At 74.3% G+C, this 18,995-nt stretch carries 22 protein-coding genes; 13 read left to right on the forward strand and 9 right to left on the reverse strand.

Features of this window, described 5'->3' with window-relative positions:
• Positions 1-75 precede the first annotated feature (75 nt).
• The 5 genes from ACN27C_RS22490 to ACN27C_RS22510 form a co-directional block, all read right to left on the reverse strand.
• A complete protein-coding gene (locus ACN27C_RS22490) occupies positions 76-282 on the reverse strand; it encodes a hypothetical protein (RefSeq protein ID WP_013286658.1) in 207 nt (68 codons plus the stop codon).
• A gap of 108 nt (positions 283-390) precedes the next feature.
• Complete coding sequence (locus tag ACN27C_RS22495; RefSeq protein WP_422747944.1) at positions 391-1,593, reverse strand: low temperature requirement protein A; 1,203 nt, start codon at positions 1,591-1,593, stop codon at positions 391-393.
• A gap of 292 nt (positions 1,594-1,885) precedes the next feature.
• Positions 1,886-2,917, reverse strand: a complete 1,032-nt coding sequence (locus ACN27C_RS22500) for a helix-hairpin-helix domain-containing protein (RefSeq protein ID WP_422747946.1) — start codon at positions 2,915-2,917, stop codon at positions 1,886-1,888.
• 252 nt (positions 2,918-3,169) lie between these two features.
• Positions 3,170-3,517, reverse strand: a complete 348-nt coding sequence (locus tag ACN27C_RS22505) for a TcmI family type II polyketide cyclase (protein WP_091417709.1) — start codon at positions 3,515-3,517, stop codon at positions 3,170-3,172.
• Between the two features lie 62 nt (positions 3,518-3,579).
• Entirely contained in the window at positions 3,580-4,425 is an 846-nt protein-coding gene (locus ACN27C_RS22510; protein ID WP_244933330.1) for an AfsR/SARP family transcriptional regulator, read from the reverse strand.
• 411 nt (positions 4,426-4,836) lie between these two features.
• Between ACN27C_RS22510 and ACN27C_RS22515 the strand changes: the two genes are divergently transcribed.
• The 8 genes from ACN27C_RS22515 to ACN27C_RS22550 all read left to right on the forward strand — a co-directional run bounded on the left by ACN27C_RS22515 (position 4,837) and on the right by ACN27C_RS22550 (position 12,647).
• The gene (locus ACN27C_RS22515; protein WP_091418459.1) at positions 4,837-5,184 is read left to right on the forward strand and encodes a TcmI family type II polyketide cyclase; all 348 of its coding nucleotides are present in this window, start codon (positions 4,837-4,839) and stop codon (positions 5,182-5,184) included.
• Positions 5,181-6,905: an acetyl-CoA carboxylase carboxyltransferase subunit alpha gene (locus ACN27C_RS22520; protein ID WP_422747949.1), complete on the forward strand. Its 1,725-nt coding sequence runs from the start codon at positions 5,181-5,183 to the stop codon at positions 6,903-6,905. Before ACN27C_RS22515 ends, ACN27C_RS22520 begins: the two co-directional genes overlap by 4 nt.
• Positions 6,905-7,390 carry an acetyl-CoA carboxylase biotin carboxyl carrier protein gene (accB, locus tag ACN27C_RS22525; protein WP_377628534.1) on the forward strand — a complete coding sequence of 162 codons (486 nt, stop codon included), beginning with the start codon at positions 6,905-6,907 and terminating at the stop codon, positions 7,388-7,390. The genes ACN27C_RS22520 and accB overlap by 1 nt, the downstream gene beginning before the upstream one ends.
• Positions 7,390-8,847, forward strand: coding sequence for an acetyl-CoA carboxylase biotin carboxylase subunit (locus tag ACN27C_RS22530; protein WP_422747952.1), 1,458 nt, complete (start codon positions 7,390-7,392; stop codon positions 8,845-8,847). Before accB ends, ACN27C_RS22530 begins: the two co-directional genes overlap by 1 nt.
• Positions 8,844-9,551, forward strand: a complete 708-nt coding sequence (locus tag ACN27C_RS22535) for an SRPBCC family protein (RefSeq protein ID WP_422747954.1) — start codon at positions 8,844-8,846, stop codon at positions 9,549-9,551. Before ACN27C_RS22530 ends, ACN27C_RS22535 begins: the two co-directional genes overlap by 4 nt.
• Complete coding sequence (locus tag ACN27C_RS22540) at positions 9,548-9,958, forward strand: cupin domain-containing protein (RefSeq protein ID WP_018784080.1); 411 nt, start codon at positions 9,548-9,550, stop codon at positions 9,956-9,958. The genes ACN27C_RS22535 and ACN27C_RS22540 overlap by 4 nt, the downstream gene beginning before the upstream one ends.
• Positions 9,955-11,226: a beta-ketoacyl-[acyl-carrier-protein] synthase family protein gene (locus ACN27C_RS22545; RefSeq protein ID WP_422747957.1), complete on the forward strand. Its 1,272-nt coding sequence runs from the start codon at positions 9,955-9,957 to the stop codon at positions 11,224-11,226. Before ACN27C_RS22540 ends, ACN27C_RS22545 begins: the two co-directional genes overlap by 4 nt.
• A gap of 173 nt (positions 11,227-11,399) precedes the next feature.
• Positions 11,400-12,647: a beta-ketoacyl synthase N-terminal-like domain-containing protein gene (locus ACN27C_RS22550; RefSeq protein ID WP_422747959.1), complete on the forward strand. Its 1,248-nt coding sequence runs from the start codon at positions 11,400-11,402 to the stop codon at positions 12,645-12,647.
• A gap of 10 nt (positions 12,648-12,657) precedes the next feature.
• Here ACN27C_RS22550 and ACN27C_RS22555 read toward each other — a convergent pair whose 3' ends face one another.
• From ACN27C_RS22555 to ACN27C_RS22570, 4 genes are all read right to left on the reverse strand, one after another.
• Entirely contained in the window at positions 12,658-12,786 is a 129-nt protein-coding gene (locus ACN27C_RS22555; protein ID WP_258545576.1) for a hypothetical protein, read from the reverse strand.
• A gap of 124 nt (positions 12,787-12,910) precedes the next feature.
• On the reverse strand, positions 12,911-13,567 hold the full coding sequence (locus tag ACN27C_RS22560; protein WP_128139179.1) for a CatB-related O-acetyltransferase: 657 nt from the start codon (positions 13,565-13,567) through the stop codon (positions 12,911-12,913).
• A gap of 47 nt (positions 13,568-13,614) precedes the next feature.
• Positions 13,615-14,562: a sigma-70 family RNA polymerase sigma factor gene (locus ACN27C_RS22565; protein ID WP_422747961.1), complete on the reverse strand. Its 948-nt coding sequence runs from the start codon at positions 14,560-14,562 to the stop codon at positions 13,615-13,617.
• A gap of 49 nt (positions 14,563-14,611) precedes the next feature.
• A complete protein-coding gene (locus ACN27C_RS22570) occupies positions 14,612-14,740 on the reverse strand; it encodes a hypothetical protein (RefSeq protein WP_422747963.1) in 129 nt (42 codons plus the stop codon).
• A gap of 107 nt (positions 14,741-14,847) precedes the next feature.
• Here ACN27C_RS22570 and ACN27C_RS22575 point away from each other — a divergent pair, with 107 nt between their 5' ends.
• The 5 genes from ACN27C_RS22575 to ACN27C_RS22595 all read left to right on the forward strand — a co-directional run bounded on the left by ACN27C_RS22575 (position 14,848) and on the right by ACN27C_RS22595 (position 18,937).
• Entirely contained in the window at positions 14,848-15,507 is a 660-nt protein-coding gene (locus ACN27C_RS22575) for a TetR/AcrR family transcriptional regulator (protein ID WP_128139293.1), read from the forward strand.
• A gap of 220 nt (positions 15,508-15,727) precedes the next feature.
• Positions 15,728-17,125: a class I adenylate-forming enzyme family protein gene (locus ACN27C_RS22580; RefSeq protein WP_121685273.1), complete on the forward strand. Its 1,398-nt coding sequence runs from the start codon at positions 15,728-15,730 to the stop codon at positions 17,123-17,125.
• Positions 17,126-17,305: 180 nt separating this feature from the next.
• The gene (locus ACN27C_RS22585) at positions 17,306-17,569 is read left to right on the forward strand and encodes an acyl carrier protein (RefSeq protein ID WP_120569629.1); all 264 of its coding nucleotides are present in this window, start codon (positions 17,306-17,308) and stop codon (positions 17,567-17,569) included.
• Positions 17,569-17,814 carry an acyl carrier protein gene (locus ACN27C_RS22590; RefSeq protein WP_120569630.1) on the forward strand — a complete coding sequence of 82 codons (246 nt, stop codon included), beginning with the start codon at positions 17,569-17,571 and terminating at the stop codon, positions 17,812-17,814. Before ACN27C_RS22585 ends, ACN27C_RS22590 begins: the two co-directional genes overlap by 1 nt.
• Entirely contained in the window at positions 17,807-18,937 is a 1,131-nt protein-coding gene (locus ACN27C_RS22595) for a beta-ketoacyl-[acyl-carrier-protein] synthase family protein (protein WP_422747967.1), read from the forward strand. Before ACN27C_RS22590 ends, ACN27C_RS22595 begins: the two co-directional genes overlap by 8 nt.
• Positions 18,938-18,995: the final 58 nt, after the last annotated feature.

Raw genomic sequence — 18,995 nt, forward strand, 5'->3', positions numbered from 1 at the left:
GCACCGCGCCCGGGCACGGAACGGCCCGCGCTCGCCAGGCGGGCGCGGGCCGGGAGGGGAGTACGGGGGTGACGCCTACTTCGACGGCTCGGGGAGCTTGCAGTCCACCTTCGGGTTGGCGCCGATGTAGTTCAGCGGGCCGGCCACGATGGTGACCAGGATCGTGCCCGCCTCCGCGCAGTTGGTTTCGTCGTTGCCGTAGTAGCCGCGCTGACCCGCGGCGATGGCGCCGATGATGAGCCAGATGACGACCAGGACGCCGACTATCGAGGTGCCGCGCATCAGTTGCCTCCACTGGGGTTGTGGTGGATTCGAGGTGGAGGCCATGTACCCCGTGCGGGTGATCCGCCAAACGGCGCACCGGTGCCGGCACGGCCGATTCCGATTACGTCAGTGCGGTGGCATCGGCTCCTCGGGCGGGCGGCCACGGCTGCGGCGGTAGTCGGCGAACGCCACCCCGGCCAGCACCAGCATCGCCCCGGCCGAGGCGTAGACCGTCGGGAGGAACAACCCGGCCGGCGCGATCGTGAGCAGCGCCAGCACGCCGCCCGGCCGGGACCGCGAGACGCGGCTGAACACCTCGTACTCGAAGGCGCCCCGGCCGGTCAGGAACAGCGCCGGCCCGCCGAGGATCACCGCCAGCCAGGCCGGCGGCGTGTGGCCGGTCGGCTCCAGCAGGACCAGGTCGAAGCCCGCCGCGGTGGTCACCACCCCGGCCACCATCAGCAGATGGGTGTACGGCGCGGTGTTGAGGAACCGGCTCGGCTGGGCGGCCCGGGCGATGGCGTGCGGCAGCAGCTCACCGGACTTGTGCACGTAGACGCGCCAGAGCAGCAGCGTGGTGGCGAACGCGGTGGCGAAGGCGGCCAGGTTCTCCACCTCGGAGTGGTGCAGGCTGAACACGGTGCCGGCGACCAGCACGGCGTCGCCGAGCGCGATGATGAAGAACTGCTGGTACCGCTCGGACAGGTGCTCGGCCGTCACGTTGCGCTGGGACTCCGGCACCGCGCCCAGGCCGGGGACCGGGTACGCCAGCCGGAACCCCAGGTAGTCGATGGCCAGGGCGCCGGCCCAGAACCACAGCCGGGCGGTGCCGTGTGCCGCCAGCGCGCCGACCAACCAGGGCACCGCCGACACGGCGAACCAGCTGAAGATACGCAGTGCCCGGCGATTGCTCTCGGGATGTCGCCGTACGGCGGGCATGAGGAACAGCCCGCGTCCGAGATGGATCGCCACGTACGTCCCGCCGAACACCAGCCCGCGGGCGCCGAACGCCTCCGGGATGGCGGTGGTCATCAGCAGCGCGCCGAACATCACCGCCACGATCAGCAGCTTGATCTCGGTGCGCTGCGGATCGTAGATGTCGGTGACCAGCGTGGTGATCGCCCAGGTCCACCAGATCGCCATCAGCATGATCAGCGACTCGGCGGCCCGCTCCCAGGTCACCGACCCGACCAGGTTGCGCGAGATCAACGCGAGCGCGACCACGTACACCAGGTCGAAGAAGAGTTCGAGCAGCGTCACCCGGCGCGGCGCCTCCGGATCGCGGACCGGCGGTCGCCGGCCGGCGGGATCCGGCGCTGCGGTGGGCACGAGACGCTCCTGCGGGTGGCGGTACGCGCGGCGGGCCGTCCCGGCCCTTCACCGACGGTAGTCATGCCCGCCCGCCCGCGGTCACTTTTCCGACATACCGGCCCGGGATGGCGATGGCAGTGGTGGGAGCGGCCGCCAGTTCGGGGTTGTGGCGGGGTCGGCGGGGTGCTGATGTCACCACTTCGGCGTACTGGCGGGGCGGGCCGCGAGAGCGGGGAGGTGGCGGTATGAGGGAAAGGCAACGGGCCGGTGGCGACCATCGTCACCACCGGCCCGGAATGTGGAGGAGTGTCTACTCGGCGCCGGCCGGGAGCACCCGCTCGGCGTCGGCGGGGGCACCCGCCAGCACCTTGGCCTGCTGCGGCCAGGTGGCGAGGCCCGGCGCGGAGCGCAGGCCGGCGGCCTTCACGGTCTGCCGCAGCGCGGCCTCGTCCAGCTCGGCGAGCTGCCGGTAGGTGCGGATCCCGGCGTCCTGGAGGGCGGCGGCCAGCTTCGGCCCGATGCCCTGGATCCGCCGGAAGTCGTCCGCGGTGTCCCCGGCCGCGTCCGCAGCCACGTCGTTCTCGGCCGAGGCCCGCGGCGCGGGCACGACGGCCGGCGCGGCGACGACGGGCTCGACGGGCTCGGTGGTCTCCACCGTCTCTGCGGTCTCGGCCGTCGCGGCGGCGTCGACCGGCTCGGGCGTCGTGGCGGCCCCGACCGGCTCGACCGTCGCGGCGGCGTCGACCGGCTCGACCGTCTTGGCGGGCTCGACCGACTCGACCGACTCGGCGGCCTCGACCGGCGAGGGCGCCGCCTCCGCGGCAGCCGCCTCGGCAGCAGCCGAATCAGCAGGCGACGGCGTCGCCGCCACCGCCGGCTCGTCGGTGGGCGTCGACTGCGCCGGAACGACGACGGGGGCGCGCTCCGGTTCCGCCGCGAAGGGCTCCGACTCGACGACGAGCGCCGGAGAAGCGGCCGGCTCGTCCACATCGGTGGAGGCCGGGGCGGCGGGCTCGGACACGGCAGGGGACGACACCGGCTCGGCGACGACCGGCGACGCCTCCGGCTCGTCGGCGGCACGGGCGGCGGTGGCGACGGCCGGCTCGGTGGTCGCCGTCTCGGTGGGCGCGGGCTGCTCGGCCACCGTGGCGGTCGCCGGGGGCTCGTCGACCACCGCGACCGGGCGCGGCTCGTCGACGGTGGCGGTCACCGCGGGGGTGGTCTCCACCGTGGGCGTAGCCGGGGTGCCGGACCGGCGGCGGCCGACGACGAACCAGCCGGCGCCGAATCCGATGAGCAGGGCCAGTATCACGAACAGCCACTGCCCGAAGCTCGACGGCATGGCCAACCTCCTTCTATGTACGTGCACGACGGTGGCGAAAGACTCGGGGCAGCTTCGCACACGCGCGCGGCGCACGACAGGCAGCCCGGGGCCGGGCCGCGGCGGTGGGACCGGCGGTGTCGGCCGGTGCCCGGAGGATGACCGAGCGTGTGCCGGAAGCCGGGATCGAGCGGCTTCGCGGGGCAGGGAGACGCCCCGGAACCTGGGTGCCGTGCGTGGTTCCGGGGCGTCCCGTCCGTCGCCCGTGGCCGGTCAGTGGATCCGGTCGGGCGCAGGCGCGTCGGCGGCGTCCCAGCTGTAGAAGCAGCCGGCCACCGCGTCGCGGGGGGAGTGCCAGGTCGGCAGGTACGGGGAGGTGTGCGCGGAGAGCCGCTTGTTCACCTGCTCGTAGAGCGGGTTGTCGCGCAGTTCCGCGGTCAGCCCGGGGGCGACGTCGACGGTCTCCATCAGATGGACGCACAGGTCGTGCAGGTAGTACAGCGACCGGTGCCGGACGCCGGTGAGGTGCGGCAGTTCGGTGGCGTCGGCCTCGGCGAAGATCTGCGCCACCCGTCCCTGTGCGCCCGGCACGATCCGGCTGACCACCAACAGTCGACTCATCGTGACCCCTCTCGCCGCCGTGGTGCTGGCCTCACCGTGCCGGTCGCGCTGTCACCTCGCCGTCACCGCGTACCCCGGGGCATTGATGGTGGTGGCGGCGGTGCGGTGGGGGCGCGCGGCGCCGGTTTGGCGGTCCGGTCCGTGCGGCGCCGCGGCGGCGGGTCCGGGCGGCTGGCCCGGCGGATCGGCGCGAGCGTCTCGTCGAGCAGCGCGGTCATCGCCGGGGACGGTTCCAGGCGCAGCTCGCGCAGGAGCAGATCGCGGTAGACGTAGAAGGAGTGGACCGCCTCGAACGCGTTGCCCTCGGCCAGGTGGATGCGGACCACCAGGCGGTGCGGGGTCTCCCGCAGCGGTTCGGCGGCCATCGCCTCCAGCGCGGCCTCCAGCGCCTCGCCGTGCCGCCCGGCGGTGAGGTGGTTGCCGGCGAGCTCCTCGAGCATGTGCAGGCGTAGCTGGCGCAGCCGTTCGCGTTCCAGCAGCACCCAGTCGTCGTACCAGCCGGGGAGCAGGTCGTGCCGGCCGGCGCCGGCGGCGCCGCGCGGGACGGCGCCCTCGCGGACCAGCGCCGCGGTCTCCACCAGGTCGTCCACGTCGAGGCGGACGGTGGGTCCGAGCCGGACGGTGTCGCCGTCGGTGCGCAGCGGGCAGCACGGGTCCTGCCGCAGCCGCCACAGCGCGGTCCGCAGCGACGACAGTGCCCGCTCCTCCGGCGTCTCCGGCCACAGCAGCCCGGCGAGGTGGCTGCGGGTCGCGGCCGGGCGCAGGCCGATCAGCGCGATGACGCGCTGCAAGCCCCGGGGTACGACCACCGGAGTGTCGTCGTGCAGCAGTTGGAAGCCGCCGAGCAGGTGCAGTGACACCCGTGGGGCGGGTTCGCCCGCCGTCGGCATTCTCGATCCACCCGCCACGGCGCACCCCCCAGCACCGGAACCCTCGTCCCGACCGTTTGCGTTGCCCGGACCGTCGCCCGCGACGCCGGTGTCGGAACGCCTCCGCCACGGTCGGGAACCTCCGCCGTGGCCGGGCTGACCGAGACGGAGAATATCAATGCCTGTTACTCTCAGTCAACGGTCGGTCGGCCACCTGACTGTCCGCTGCGGAGCCGTAACACGGCCGTGATCTGCGAATAAGTGTCGCCGACCCGGAAACCGGAAGGCGATCTTCGCATAGCTCACGCACAGCTTGCGTCAACGCAGCGTCACCATGTTTGTGCCGCGATGGGGCCCGGTTGACGCCTGGTAGACGCCGCCGGCGCGACCGTGTGGCAATCCGTGCGGCGCGACCGGTTCGCCGCGCACCGGGACGTGCAGGAGGCGCGAATGGACCGTTCGCTCATCGTCGCCAAGGTGGTGCCGACGGCCGAGGACCGGGTGGCCGAGATCTTCGCCGAGTCCGACGCGACCGAGCTGCCCGGCCTGGTCGGGGTCCGGCACCGCTCGCTGTACCGGCTGCACGACCTCTACGTCCATCTGCTGGAGACGGAGACGCCGGCGCAGGGCGCGGTGGAGGACAACCGCGGCCATCCGGAGTTCGTCCGGATCAGCGAGCGGCTGCGGCCGTACATCTCGCCGTACCTGCCGACCTGGCGATCGCCGCGCGACGCGATGGCGCACTGCTTCTACCGCTACGACGCGCCGGCCCACGACATCGCCGGGCGGCCACGGTGACCACGACCGCACCGCGCGACGAGCAGCTCTGGTCGAGGTGCGACGGGTGCGCGTCGCTGCTCTACCGCAAACGGCTGCGCCGCAACCTGGACGTCTGCCCGGAGTGCGGCTCGCACGCGAGGCTGGACGCGCCGGACCGGGTGGCGCAGCTGGCCGACCCGGACTCGTTCGTCCCGCTGCCCGACCGGGCGGTACGCGTCGACCCGATCGAATTCGTCGACGAGCTGCCGTACCCGCACCGGCTCGGCGCGGCCCGCGCGGCGACCGGACTGGACGAGGCGGTGCTCTGCGGCACCGCCCGGCTGGGCGGGCACCCGGTCGCGCTGGCGGTGATGGACTTCCGCTTCCTCGGCGGCAGCCTCGGCTGCGCGGTCGGTGAGCTGATCACCCGGACCGCCGAGCGGGCGCTGGCCGACGGCATCCCGCTGGTGCTGGTGACCGCGTCCGGCGGAGCGCGGATGCAGGAGGGCGCGCTGTCGCTGATGCAGATGGCCACAGTCAGCCAGGCCCTCGCCGGGATGCGGGAGGCGGGCCTGCTCACGGTCAGCGTGGTCACCGATCCCACGTACGGCGGCGTGGCCGCCTCCTTCGCCACCAACACCGACCTGGTGCTGACCGAGAGCGGCGCCCGGCTGGGTTTCGCCGGGCCCCGGGTGATCCGCCAGGTCACCGGCGCGAAGCTGCCGGAGGGCTTCCAGACCGCGGAGTACCTGCTGCGCCACGGCCAGGTGGACATGGTGGTGCCCCGGCACGCGCTGCGGGGCCGGCTCGCCGCGCTGCTCGCCGCCGCCGAGGCGGGCCGCCGCGCGCCCGAGACCCCGCCCGCCCCGCGCGCGCCGGCCACCGCGCCGACCGCACCGGCACGGCCGGACCGCGACCCCTGGGAGACGGTACGCACGGCGCGGCACCCCGGCCGGCCGACCACACTGGACTACCTGGAAACCGCGTTCGACGGGTTCGTGGAGCTGCACGGCGACCGGCTCGGCGCGGACTGCCCGGCGGTCGTCGGCGGCATCGCCCGCCTGGACGGCCGGCCGGTGATGGTGATCGGCCACCAGAAGGGACACACCACCGCCGAGCTGGTCACCCGCAACTTCGGCATGGCCAGCCCGGCCGGGCACCGCAAGGCGCTGCGGTTGATGCGTCTCGCGGCGCGGCTGCGGCTGCCGGTGGTGACGCTGGTGGACACGCCGGGCGCGGACCCGGGGGTGAGCGCCGAGCAGCAGGGTCAGGCGGCGGCGATCGCGGAGAACATCCTCGCGCTCACCGTTCTGCCCACGCCGGTGGTGGCGGTGGTCACCGGGGAGGGCGGCAGCGGCGGCGCGCTCGCGCTCGCGGTCGCCGACCGGGTGCTCATGCTGGAACACGCCGTCTATTCGGTGATCAGCCCGGAGGGCTGCGCCGCGATCCTCTGGCCGGACAGCTCGGCCGCCCCGCAGGCGGCCCGCGCGCTGCGGCTCACCGGCGCCGACCTGTGCCGCCTCGGCGTGGTCGACGAACTGGTGCCGGAGCCGCGCCCGGCCGCGCACGCCGACCCGGGCGGCGCGGCCGAGCTGCTGCGCCGGGCGGTCGCGGCGAACCTCGCCCCGCTGCTCACCGTCCCTCCGGCCACCCTGGTCCGCCGCCGGCGGCAGCGGTTCCGCCGCTTCGGCGCGGCCCGCTCGGCGGCCGCCGGTCCGTCCGCGGCCGCGCCCGCGGGTGGCCGGGCGGAGGTGGCGTGATGGCCGACGCCGAGGCCGAGCAGGTGCTCGACGGGCTGCGCCGGCAGGCCCGCAAGCTCGTCGCCGACCTGGCCGGGCCGGTACGCCGGGTGCGGCTGCGCAGCGGCGAGTCGGTGCTGGAGGTCGAGTGGCACGACCCGGCGCCCCCGGCGCAGCGCGCCGCCGAACCGGCCGGTGCGCTCCCCGCCCGCGCCGCCGAACCCGCCGCGCGTACCGCGCCCGCGACCGACCGGCCCGTCGTGCGCTCACCGGTGGTCGGCACGTTCTACCGCGCGCCCGAGCCCGGGGCGATGCCGTTCGTCGCGGTCGGCGACCTGGTCCGCCCGGGCCAGGTGGTCGGCATCGTCGAGGCCATGAAGCTGATGAACGAGGTGACCGCCGGCCAGGCCGGACGGGTGGTCGAGGTGCTCGTCGACGACGGCAAGCCCGTCGAGTACGACCAGCCGCTGATCGCCCTGGAGCCGGTCACCGGACGGGACTCCTGATGTTCGACAAGGTGCTGATCGCCAACCGGGGCGAGATCGCGCTGCGGGTGCTGCGCGCCTGCCGGGAACTCGGCGTGCGCACGGTGGTGGTGCACTCCAGCGCCGACGCCGACTCGCTGCCGGTGCGGCTGGCCGACGAGGCGGTACGCATCGGCCCGGCGGCCAGCCGCCGCAGCTACCTCAACGCGGCGGCGATCGTGGAGGCGGCCCGGCAGACCGGTGCGCAGGCGGTCCACCCCGGCTACGGCTTCCTGTCCGAGGACGCCGACTTCGCCGAGATCTGCGCCGAGAACGGGCTGGTCTTCGTCGGCCCGCCGCCGCAGGTGATGGCCGCGCTCGCGGACAAATCGACGGCGCGGGCGCTGATGAGCCGGGCCGGGCTGCCGCTGCCGCCGGGCAGCGTCCGGACGCTGCCCACCGTCGGCGAGGCGCAGGAGGTGGCCGCCGAGGTGGGCTACCCGGTCATCGTGAAGGCCGCGGCGGGCGGTGGCGGGCGCGGCATGACAGTGGTGCGCTCGGCCGCCGAGCTGCCCCGCGCGTACGCCCGCACCCGCGCCGCCGCCCAGGTCGCGTTCGGCGACGACCGGGTGTACGTCGAGCGGTACCTCGCCGACGCCCGCCACGTCGAGGTGCAGGTGCTCTGCGACAGCCACGGCAACGGCGTGCACCTGGGCACCCGGGACTGCTCGGTGCAGCGCCGGCACCAGAAGCTGATCGAGGAGGCGCCCGCGCCCGCGCTGCGGCAGGCCACCCTGGACACGGTCGCCGAGGTGGCGCTGCGCGGCGCGCTGTCGGTCGGCTTCACCGGCGCCGGCACCGTCGAGTTCCTGGTCGACGAGGCCGAACGCTGCCACTTCCTGGAGATCAACTGCCGGATCCAGGTGGAACACCCGGTCACCGAGATGGTCACCGGCATCGACCTCGTGCAGGAACAGCTGCACGTGGCGTTCGGCACCCCGCTGCGGCTGCGCCAGTCCGACGTGCGGCTGGACGGCGTGGCGATCGAGTGCCGGGTCAACGTGGAGGACCCGGACCGCGACTTCGCGCCCGCACCCGGCCGGCTGGACCGCTTCCGCCCGCCGGGCGGCCCGTTCACCCGGGTCGACACCCACGGACACGTCGGCTACCTGGTCAGCCCGCACTACGACTCGCTGCTGGCGAAGGTGGCGGTGTGGGCGCCGGACCGGGACGCCGCGCTGGACCGGCTCGACCGGGCGCTGGCCGAGTTCGACGTGGCCGGTCCCGGCGTGCGTACCACCATCCCGTTCGCCCGGCGGGTGCTGCGCGACCCGGCCTTCCGCGCCGCCCGGCACACCACCGCCCTGGTGGAACGCCTGCTCGCCCCGCCGGCCGAGGCGGCGCGGGCCGTCGTGCCCGATCCGCGCGCCGAGCCGGGCGGCCGTACCCCCGTCAGCGCCGTGCCCACCGCCGGCCCGACCACCTGGAGGAACCGATGACAGTCGCCCCCGACCGCCCGCTCGCCCGCGAGATCACCGACATCCTGGTCACGCACTGCGGCCTGGACCCGGACGCCGCCGCCGGCGCGCCCGCCGCGAGCCTGGAGGAACTGGGCATGGACTCGCTGGCGCTGCTCGAACTGTCAGCGGTGGTGGCCGACAGGTGGCGGGTGAAGATCCCCGAACAGGCCGCGCAGCTCAGCATCGCCGGCGTCGCCGACCTGGTGGCCCGCAAGGCGGACCCGCCCGGGCACACCGAGAACGCCGTCGAGATAGCCGCGCCGCTGCCGCTGGTCTGGGAGATCACCAACGACGTGGCCCGGTGGCCGGACCTGTTCACCGAGTACGCGACCGCGGAGATCCTGCACCGCGACGGCGACACCGTGCGCTTCCGGCTCACCATGCACCCCGACGAGAACGGTGTGTCGTGGAGCTGGGTCAGCGAGCGCACCGCCGACCCGGCCACCCGCGAGGTGCACGCCCGGCGCGTCGAGACCGGCCCGTTCGAGTACATGCGCATCCACTGGCGCTACGACGAGACGCCCGGCGGCACCCGGATGACCTGGACGCAGGACTTCGCGATGAAGCCCGACGCACCTGTGGACAACGCCGGCATGACCGACCGGATCAACACCAACAGCACGATCCAGCTCGCCGTGATCAAGGAGAAGATCGAGCGGGCGCACGCGGGAGGCGCGCGATGACCGACACCACCACCGCCCGGGTCTCCGTCCACGACGTACCGGCCGACCGCCGTCGCGGCGGGGAACTGCGGGTGCTGCTCGGCCCGAAGACAGTCGGCAGCACCTCCGGATTCATGGGGGTGGCCACGCTCGCGCCGGGGGAGCGGATCGCCGAGCACTACCACCCGTACAGCGAGGAGTTCCTGTACGTCGCCCGCGGCGCGATCACCGTCGACCTGGACGACGTGCCGGTGCCGGTGGCCGCCGGGGAGGCGCTCTACGTACCGAAGGACGTCCGGCACCGGCTGCGCAACACCGGCGACGAGCCCGCCGAGGTGGTGTTCCACCTCGGACCGCTCGCGCCCCGCCCGGAACTCGGCCACGTCGACACCGAGAGCGCGGCGCCGCCGCCACGGGAGCCGTCGTGACCGGCCGGCGCACGGTCGTCACCGGCATCGGCGTCGTCGCGCCCGGCGGCGCCACCCGGGACCGGTTCTGGAAGACGATCACCGAGGGACGTACCGCCACCCGGCGGATCAGCTTCTTCGACCCGTCGCCGTTCCGGTCGCAGATCGCCGCCGAGTGCGACTTCGACCCGGACGCCGCCGGGATCACGCTCGCCGAACGGCAGCGCGCCGACCGGTACGTGCAGTTCGCGCTCGCCTGCTCCGCCGAGGCGCTCGCGGACAGCGGCCTCACCCTCACCGACGCGCAGCGGGAACGCGCCGGGGTGGTGCTCGGCACCGCCGTCGGCGGGACCATGGCGCTGGAGCAGGAGTACGTGCGGGTCAGCGACTCCGGCCGGCACTGGCTGGTCGACCACGCGCTCGGCGGGCCGTACCTCTACCAGGCGCTGGTACCCAGCAGCCTGGCCGCCGACGTGGCCTGCCGGCACGGCCTGCACGGCCCGGCGCAGGTGATCTCCACCGGCTGCACCTCCGGCATCGACGCCATCGGGTACGCCCATCAGCTCGTCGCCGACGGCGAGGCCGACGTGGTGCTGGCCGGTGCCGCCGACTCGCCGATCTCCCCGGTCACCGTCGCCTCGTTCGACGCGATCGGCGCGACCAGCCCGGACAACGACGACCCGGAGCACGCCTCCCGGCCGTTCGACGCCGACCGGCACGGGTTCGTCCTCGCCGAGGGGGCGGCGGTGCTGGTGCTGGAGGAGGCCGAGCACGCCCGCCGCCGCGGCGCGCACGTCTACTGCGAGGTCGCCGGGTACGCCGGCCGCAGCAACGGCTTCCACATGACCGGGCTGCGCCCGGACGGCGCGGAGATGGCGGTGGCGATCAGCGACGCGCTGCGGCAGGCCCGGCTCGCCCCGTCGGCCGTGTCGTACGTCAGCGCGCACGGCTCCGGCACCCGGCAGAACGACAGGCACGAGACGGCCGCGTTCAAGCGGGCGCTGGGGGAGACGGCGTACCGGGTGCCGATCAGCTCGATCAAGTCGATGGTCGGCCACTCGCTGGGTGCCATCGGCTCGATCGAGATGGCCGCCTGCGCGCTCGCCATCGAGTACGGCGTGGTGCCGCCCACCGCGAACTGGAGCACCCGCGACCCGGAGTGCGACCTGGACTACGTGCCGAACGAGGCCCGGGAGGTGCCGGTGGACGTGGCGTTGTCGGTGGGCAGCGGCTTCGGCGGCTTCCAGTCGGCGATGGTGTTCCGCCGTCTGGCGGTGACGGCACCGTGAGCGCGAGGAGTGAGCCGGGTTTGCGAGCCCCGCAGTCGCGAACAAGGACGGCACCGTGAGCGCGAGGAGTGAGCCGGGTTTGCGAGCCCCGCAGTCGCGAACAAGGACGGCACCGTGAGCGCGAGGAGTGAGCCGGGTTTGCGAGCCCCGCAGTCGCGAACAAGGACGGCACCGTGACCGCGCGGGCCGTGGTGACGGGCATCGGCGTGGTCGCGCCCAGCGGCGTCGGCGCCGAGGCGCACTGGAACACCGTGCTCGCCGGCACCCGCCGCACCGGGCCGATCACGCTGTTCGACCCGGAGCGGTACCCGACCCGGGTGGCCGGGGAGGTGGCCGGCTTCGACCCGGCCGGGTTCAGCGACACCCGGCAGCGGGTGCAGACCGACAGATGGACGCACCTCGGCTTCGCCGCCACCAAGCTGGCGCTGGCTGACGCCGGGCTGCCCGAAGTGTCGCCGGACCCGTACAAGTGGGCGGTCACGCTCGCCAGCTCGTCGGGCGGCAACCTGTTCGGGCAGCGGGAGCTGCAACGGCTCTGGGGCGGGCCGAGCCGCACCGTCGGGGCGTACCAGTCGATCGCCTGGTTCTACGCCGCGAGCGTGGGGCAGCTGTCGATCCGCCACCAGTTCAAGGGACCGTCCGGAGTGACCGTGTCCGAGTCCGCCGGCGGGCTGGACAGCCTGGCGCACGCGGTGCGCACCATCCGCCGGGGCACCCCCGTGGTGATCGCCGGGGCGACCGAGTGCCCGCTGAGCCCGTACGCGCTCGCCTGCCAGCTCCGCTCCGGCCTGCTCAGCGACGTGTCCGACCCGGAGCGGGCGTACCGGCCGTTCGATGTCGCGGCCTCCGGGTACGTGCCGGCCGAGGGCGGTGCGGTCTTCGTGGTGGAGGAACTCGGCCACGCGCTGGCCCGGGGCGCCCGCGTCTACGGGGAGGTCACCGGCTGGGCCGCCACCCACGACGCCGCGCCCACCGACCCGGCCACCGGACCGGACCCGTCCCACTACGCCAGGTCGATGCGGCTGGCGCTGGAGCGCGCCGGGGTACGCCCGCACGACGTGGACGTGATCTGGCCGGACGCGCTCGGCGTGCCCGCGTACGACCGGGCCGAGGCGGCGGCGCTGCGTGCCGTGTTCGGCGACCGGACCCCGCCGGTGACCACGCAGAAGCCGCTGACCGGGCGGGCGCACCAGGGCGGGTCGGCGCTGGACGCGGCCACCGCGCTGCTGGCGTTCCGCCGTGGGATGCTGCCCGCCTCCGCCGGTCCGGACGAGCCGGCGCCCGGCTGCGAGCTGACGTTCCTGCGGCAGCCCCGCCCGCCGCGCAGCCGGATCGCGCTGGTCGGCGCGCGCGGCTTCGACGGGTTCAACAGCGCGCTGGTGCTGCGCGGCGCGGCGCCCCCGCCGGCCGGGGAGGGCTGACGAAGCCCGGTCAGTCGCGTCGGTCGACGCGCTGCCGGAGGGAGCGGCCGGCCCGGAGGGCGCGCCGGGGGAGCCACACCCGCAACCCGACGAGGACCAGGATCAGCCCGAGGAGCAGGACCAGGTAGAGCCAGCGCATGACGCCTCCGCTCGTTCGGGGCGGACCGGTGGTGGCCGCTGGCACCTCTGTGCCCGGTGCCGGCACCGGTGAATCGTTCCCTGCGGCCCGGCCGTCCGAGGGTGCGCGTCGTCGCGCGGCGGTCTCACCCGGGCTGTTCCACGCCGTGCTCGGCGGCGATCCGGGCGATCTCGGCGGGCGTGCCGGCCATGATCGTGCGGGCGTGCGCGGTGACGAGGTCGGTGGGCCAGTCCCACCAGGCGGCGCGGCGGAGCCGCACGATGTCGGCGTCGTCGAAGCGTTGCCGGATCGGCCGGGCGGGATTGCCGCCGACGATCGTGTAGGGCGGCACGTCGGCGGTGACCACCGCGCCGGTGGCGATGACGGCGCCGTCGCCGATCCGCACGCCCGGCATGACCACGGATCCGAAGCCGAACCAGACGTCGTTCCCGACGACGGTGTCGCCGCGGCTCGGCATGGCGGTGACGATGTCGAGGGTCCGTTCGGCCCACTCGCCGCCGAACATGGTGAACGGGTACGTGGACACGCCCATGCTGGGATGGGCCGCCCCGGCCATCAGGAACCGGGTGCCGGAGGCGATCGCGCAGTACTTCCCGATGACCAGCCGTTCCGGTCCGTAGGCGTACAGGACGTTGCGGTGCTCGAAGCCGGTCGCGTCGTCAGGATCGTCGTAGTAGGTGTAGTCACCCACGACGATCTTCGGTGACGTCACCAGTGGCTTGAGGAACACCACGCGGTCGAAGGCGGGCAGCGGGTGGACGGTGCGGGGGTCGGGTGTCATCGGTCGGCCTCCTGGTGGGACGGTCGGTGTGCGGTCTTGGCGCCGGCTCAGGCGTGCAGGTCGGCCAGGACCCGGGCGCGGGTGGGGTGGCGCAGCTTCCGCAGCGCCTGGCTTTCGATCTGGCGGACCCGCTCCCGGGTCAGCCCGATCCTCGTGCCGATCTCGTCGAGCGTGCTCGGCCGGTCGTCGTCGAGGCCGTACCGCTGGCAGATGACGGCCGCCTCGCGCTCCGACAGGGTGCCGAGCACCTCGTCCAGATAGCGGCGCCGCCAGGACGACACCACGACGCCGGCCGGGTCGGGCGCCTCGTCGGGGACGAGGTCGCCCAGCTCGGTCGTGCCGGCAGCCCCGGCGACCGGCGTGTGCAGGGAGACCGGCTCGCGGTCGTGCCGCAGCAGCAGTTCCACCTTTTCGACGGGCACCTCGATCCGGGCGGCGACCTCGGCAGGCGTCGGCTCCCGGTCGAGTTCGCCCGCCAGCGTGCGGCGGGTCCGGTTCACCCGGTTGAGCACCTCGACCAGGTGCGCCGGCAGGCGGATCGTGCGGCTCTGGTCGGTGAGGGCCCGGCCGATCGCCTGCTTGATCCACCAGGTCGCGTACGTCGAGAACTTCAGTCCACGCCGGTGGTCGAACTTCTCGACCGCCCGCATCAGGCCGATGGTGCCCTCCTGGATCAGGTCGAGCAGTGGCAGCCGGCCGGCGAGCGCGTACCGTTTCGCGACCGAGACGACCAGCCGCAGGTTGGCTTCGATCATGTGGTGCCGGGCGCGCCGCCCGTCGGCGACGAGCCGCCGCAGCCGGTCCCGCTCGGCCGCGCCGACCCGGTCGCCGTCGTCGTCCAAGCGCCGCTGCGCCAGGCTGCCGGCCTCGACGCGGGCACCGAGGCACGTCTCCTGCTCGGCCGTGAGCAGCGGCGTGCGTCCGATCGTCCGGAGGTAGTCGGCCACCGCGTCCGTGGTGTGGCCGGTGGCTGCGGGGTGGGTGGTGGCGAGCAAGAAACGTGCTCCTTCCGGGACGGTGCGGGGGCTCGGGACGGGTGGCGGGTCAGCGGCGGCCGGGGAGCCGGCGGGGCTGACGCCGGGGGGCGACCACGGGGACGTGCGGCCGGCGCGCCGGAGCGAGGTGCGGGCGGCGGGGCTTGCCGGCGGCGATGTCGCGGGTGTGGGCGGGCATGTCAGGCTCCCTTCCGTGTCGGCGTCTCGCCGGCACGACATAAAATTAGAACCGACCTAAGAACATGTCAAGGATAATTTTTGGTCGGTACCAGGTATGGTGGATGCATGACCGCGCAGAGCACCGGCCTCAGGGCCTTGAAGAAGCGCCAGACCAGGGAGAACATCTCGAGCCAGGCCACCCGCCTGTTCCTCGAACGCGGCTTCGACAACGTGACGATCGCCGAGGTGGCCGCCGCCGCGCAGGTGTCCAAGATGACCGTCACCAACTACTTCCCTCGGAAGGAGGATCTGGCGCTGGACATGCACGACGAGTTCGTGCGGCAGTTGGCCACCGTCGTCCGGGAGCGCGAGCCCGGCGAGTCGGCGCTGGCGGCGCTGCGCCGCGCCTACCTCGCCGCGGTGGCCGCGCACGACCCGGTCATCGGGTTCTCCGGTCCCACGTTCGCCCGGATGATCGCCGCCAGCCCGGCGCTGGTGGCCCGCCTCCGCGAGTTCCACGACGACCGGGAGAAGGCCCTGGCCGCCGCCCTGGCCGAGGAGACCGGGAGCCCGGAGGGCGACGTCCTGCCCCGGGTCGCCGCCGCGCAGCTGGCCGGCGTCCACCGGCTGCTGTTCGAGGAGACCATGCGCCGCACCATCGCCGGGCAGGACGACGACGACATCGCGCGTGCCGTCACCGGCTACGCGCACGTCGCCTTCGACGCCCTCGCGCCCGCGCTCGCGGACTACGCCGTCCGCCCGGCGGGTGGGCGGGCACCGGGGTGAGGCTGGAGGGCAGCATCCGGCGGCCGGCGGACTACCTTGCCGGCGTGGCCCCGATCCTGCCTGTCCGATCGAGCCTGAGCAATCCACCCAGCCGCTGTTTTGGATCTAGCCATTTGCATCTGGCGATGCGGAAGAGGAGCGTCGTAGGGTTCCGCCATACCCCGAACGACGTACCCGCTGGGCGGATCCGCCCAGTTCCTCAGTGGAACGGTGGCTGGTCGTGACTGCACATCCCGTGGCGGAAGATCCTGCCTCGACGACGGTGGACTGGGTGGACGACATCCTGTTCACCGGCCGCGACACCGACGTCTGCCTGCGCCTGCCCGAACCGGTGGACAAGGGCACGCTGCGCCGGCTCGTCGGCGAGGCCCAGGACCGGCTCGCCGGGGCCGGGCTGCGCGCCGGAGGCGCCGCCGCGCTGCGCCTGCCGCCCTCGCTGGCGTACGTGGCTCATCTGCTCGCCACCTGGCGTACCGGCGCCCAGGCGGTGCTGCTCGACCACCGGCTCACCGACCACGAGGTCGACCAGGCGCTGCGCCGGCTCAGCCCGCAGGTGGTGGTCGCCCCGACCCGGACCGGCGGCGGCGCGCTGCGGATCTTCGTCGACGTCACCGCCGGGGTCAGCGCCTACTCCGACCGCCCGGCGGGCAGCCCGCACGCGGTGATCCAGCTCAGCTCCGGCTCCACCGGACCGTCCAAGGTGATCGGCCGCACCGCCGCCGACCTGGTCGCCGAGGTGCACCGCTACACCCGCATCGACGGTGTCGCCCTGCCCGGTGAGCGGATCATCCTGTTGCCCAGCATGGTGCACGTGCTCGGCCTGGTCGGCGGCCTGCTCTACGGGCTGCACGCGGGCGTCGAGCTGTGCCCGCCGGAGCGGCTCAGCGGCGACGCGATCCTCGCCGCCGTCGCCGCCCAGGACACCCCGGCCACGGTGCTCGGCGTCCCGTTCCACATCGGGCTGCTCGCCTCCACCACACCGGCCGGGCCGCTGCCGCAGCTCAAGCGCATGACCACCGGCGGCGAGCTGGTGCCCGCCGCCGTGGCGAACGCGTTCACCGACCGCTACGGCGTGCCGCTGGGCAACATGTACGGGATGACCGAGGTCGGCGTCATCGGCACCGACCTGTACGGGCGGCACCGCCCCGCCATCGCGCCCGCCCCCGGCATCGAGGTACGCGAGCGCGACGGCGAGCTGTGGGTGAGCTGCCCGGCCGACCCGTACGTCGGACTGGCCGACCCGACCCGGTGGGCCGACGGCTGGCTGCACACCCGCGACGCCGGCGTGGTCGACCCGGAGACCGGTCTGGTCACCATCAAGGGCCGGCTGGACTCGCAGGTGTCGGTGGGCGGCCTGAAGGTCGACCTGACCGAGGTGGAGGCCACTGTGGCCGGGCTGCCCGGCGTCCTCGCCGCGGTGGTGGTCTGGGACGACGGCATCACCGCGTACGTCCAGACCGACGGCTCGCCGACCGAGGAGACGCTCGACAAGCTCATCGCCGAACGGCTGGCCGGCTTCAAACGTCCCCGCACGCTGCGCCTGCTCGACCAGATGCCCCGCACCACCACCGGAAAGCTGGTCCGGTCCGTCCCGGCGCTGCGGGACGCGGCGTCGTGACCGGCCCCCTGTACGAGCCGCACACCCACCGGACGCCCGCCGGACGTCCGGTCCACCCCGAATCCCGCCCCGGACCGGCCGGGCAACGCGCGACCCGCGCGCCCGAGCCGGCCGGTTCACACGCACGCGGTGTCCCGACCGGGCACCGTCAGCCGGTACACGGAGAAGAGGTCTGAACCCATGCGAGACGAGGTCCGCACCTTCGTCGTCGAACAGCTCGCCGACATGAACTACGACGTGGAGGAGCTCGACGACGACACCACGCTCGGCCCGTCCGGCGTCGACCTGGAGTCGCTGGCCCTGGCCGACCTCGCGGTCCGCGTCGAGGACCGGTACGGCCTGAAGTTCGCCGACGACGAGTCGGAGAAGATGGCGCTGATGACGGTCGGCGAGTTCACCACGATGGTCGCCGACCGGGTGGCCGCGAACAGCGACAAGTCCTGATGTCCGGTCAGCCCGACCTGGGGCGAGCTGACCTGGTGAGCATGCTCGCCGAACTGACCGCAAGCCCGGCCGACCAGGTGCCGGACCGGCTCGGCTCGATGGAGCTGGCCTGGCTGGTGCACATGGTCGAGCAACGCTACGACCGCCGGCTGGACCTGAGCGACGACGAACTCGCCGGCATCCGCACCGTCGACGACGCGCTCGCGGTGTTCCGTGGCTCTCTCACCGCTCCCGCAGATGGCTGAGCGGGAGACCGTACGGATCACCGGCACGTACGCGCTCAGCGCCCTCGGCAGGGGCGCCGACGCGCTGCTGGCCGGGGTGCTCACCGGCACCCCGGCGTTCGCGCCGGTGCGCCGTTTCGACACCACGGGCCGCCGGGTGACGGTGGCGGCCACAACGCCGGACGTCGGCACGCTCGCCGGCGAGCTGGCCGACGCGATCGACGCCGCCGCCCGGGCCGCCGGACTGGACCGGGCCGGGCGGGCGGAGTCGGCGCTGTTCCTGGCCACCCACGGCGGGCCGTACTCGCTGCCCGTACCTCGGGGGTGGGACGAGCCGACGGTGCCGGCGCTCGCCGGTCACCTGGCCGCACGGTGCGGCATCGGTGGGCGTACCCGGATCTACACCACGGCCTGCGTGTCGGCGAGCAGCGCGGTCGCCGACGCGGCGGCGCTGATCCGCCGCGGCGACCTGGAGCGGGTCGTGGTCGCGGCCGGTTACCTGGTCGAACCGGACCAGTACGCGCTGTTCGACGCCGGCCGGGCGCTCGCCGCCGACGGCGCGGTACGCCCGTTCAGCGCCGGCCGCAAGGGCCTGCTGCTGGGCGACGGGGTGGCCGCCGTGGTGCTGGAGTCCGCGGGCGCGGCCGCCCGGCGGGGCGCCGAGACGCTCGCGACGGTGGCCGGGTGGGGCCGGGCGGGGGACGCGTACCACCCGTGCCAGCCGCACCCGGACGGGCTCGGGCTGGCCCGGGCGGTCGAGGCGGCGCTGCGCCGGGGCGGGCTGCCACCGGACGCGGTCGGCTACGTCAACGCCAACGCCACCGGTACCCCGTTCAGCGACGCCTCCGAGGCGGCGGCGCTGGCCCGCGTCTTCGGTGCGGACGCCGGGCGGCTGCCGGTCAGCTCCACCAAGTCGGTGCACGGGCACGCGCTGGAGGCGTCCGGGCTGCTGGAACTGCTGGTCACCGTGCTGGCCCTGCGGCACGGCAAGCTGCCGGTCACCGCCGGGTGGCTCGGCGCCGACCCGCAGTGCCCGCTGGACGTCATCCGTGACGCACCCCGCCCCGCGCGCACCGGACACGCGCTGACCCTCAACGCCGCCTTCGGCGGCGCCAACACGGCCCTTCTGGTGAGCACCTCATGACCGCGCCCACCCCCCACCCCGACCTCCCGCGATCTTGCACTTCCGGCCCCGGCGAAAC

This window comes from Micromonospora sp. WMMD1219 (assembly GCF_049315215.1).
Classification (GTDB): domain Bacteria; phylum Actinomycetota; class Actinomycetes; order Mycobacteriales; family Micromonosporaceae; genus Micromonospora; species Micromonospora tulbaghiae.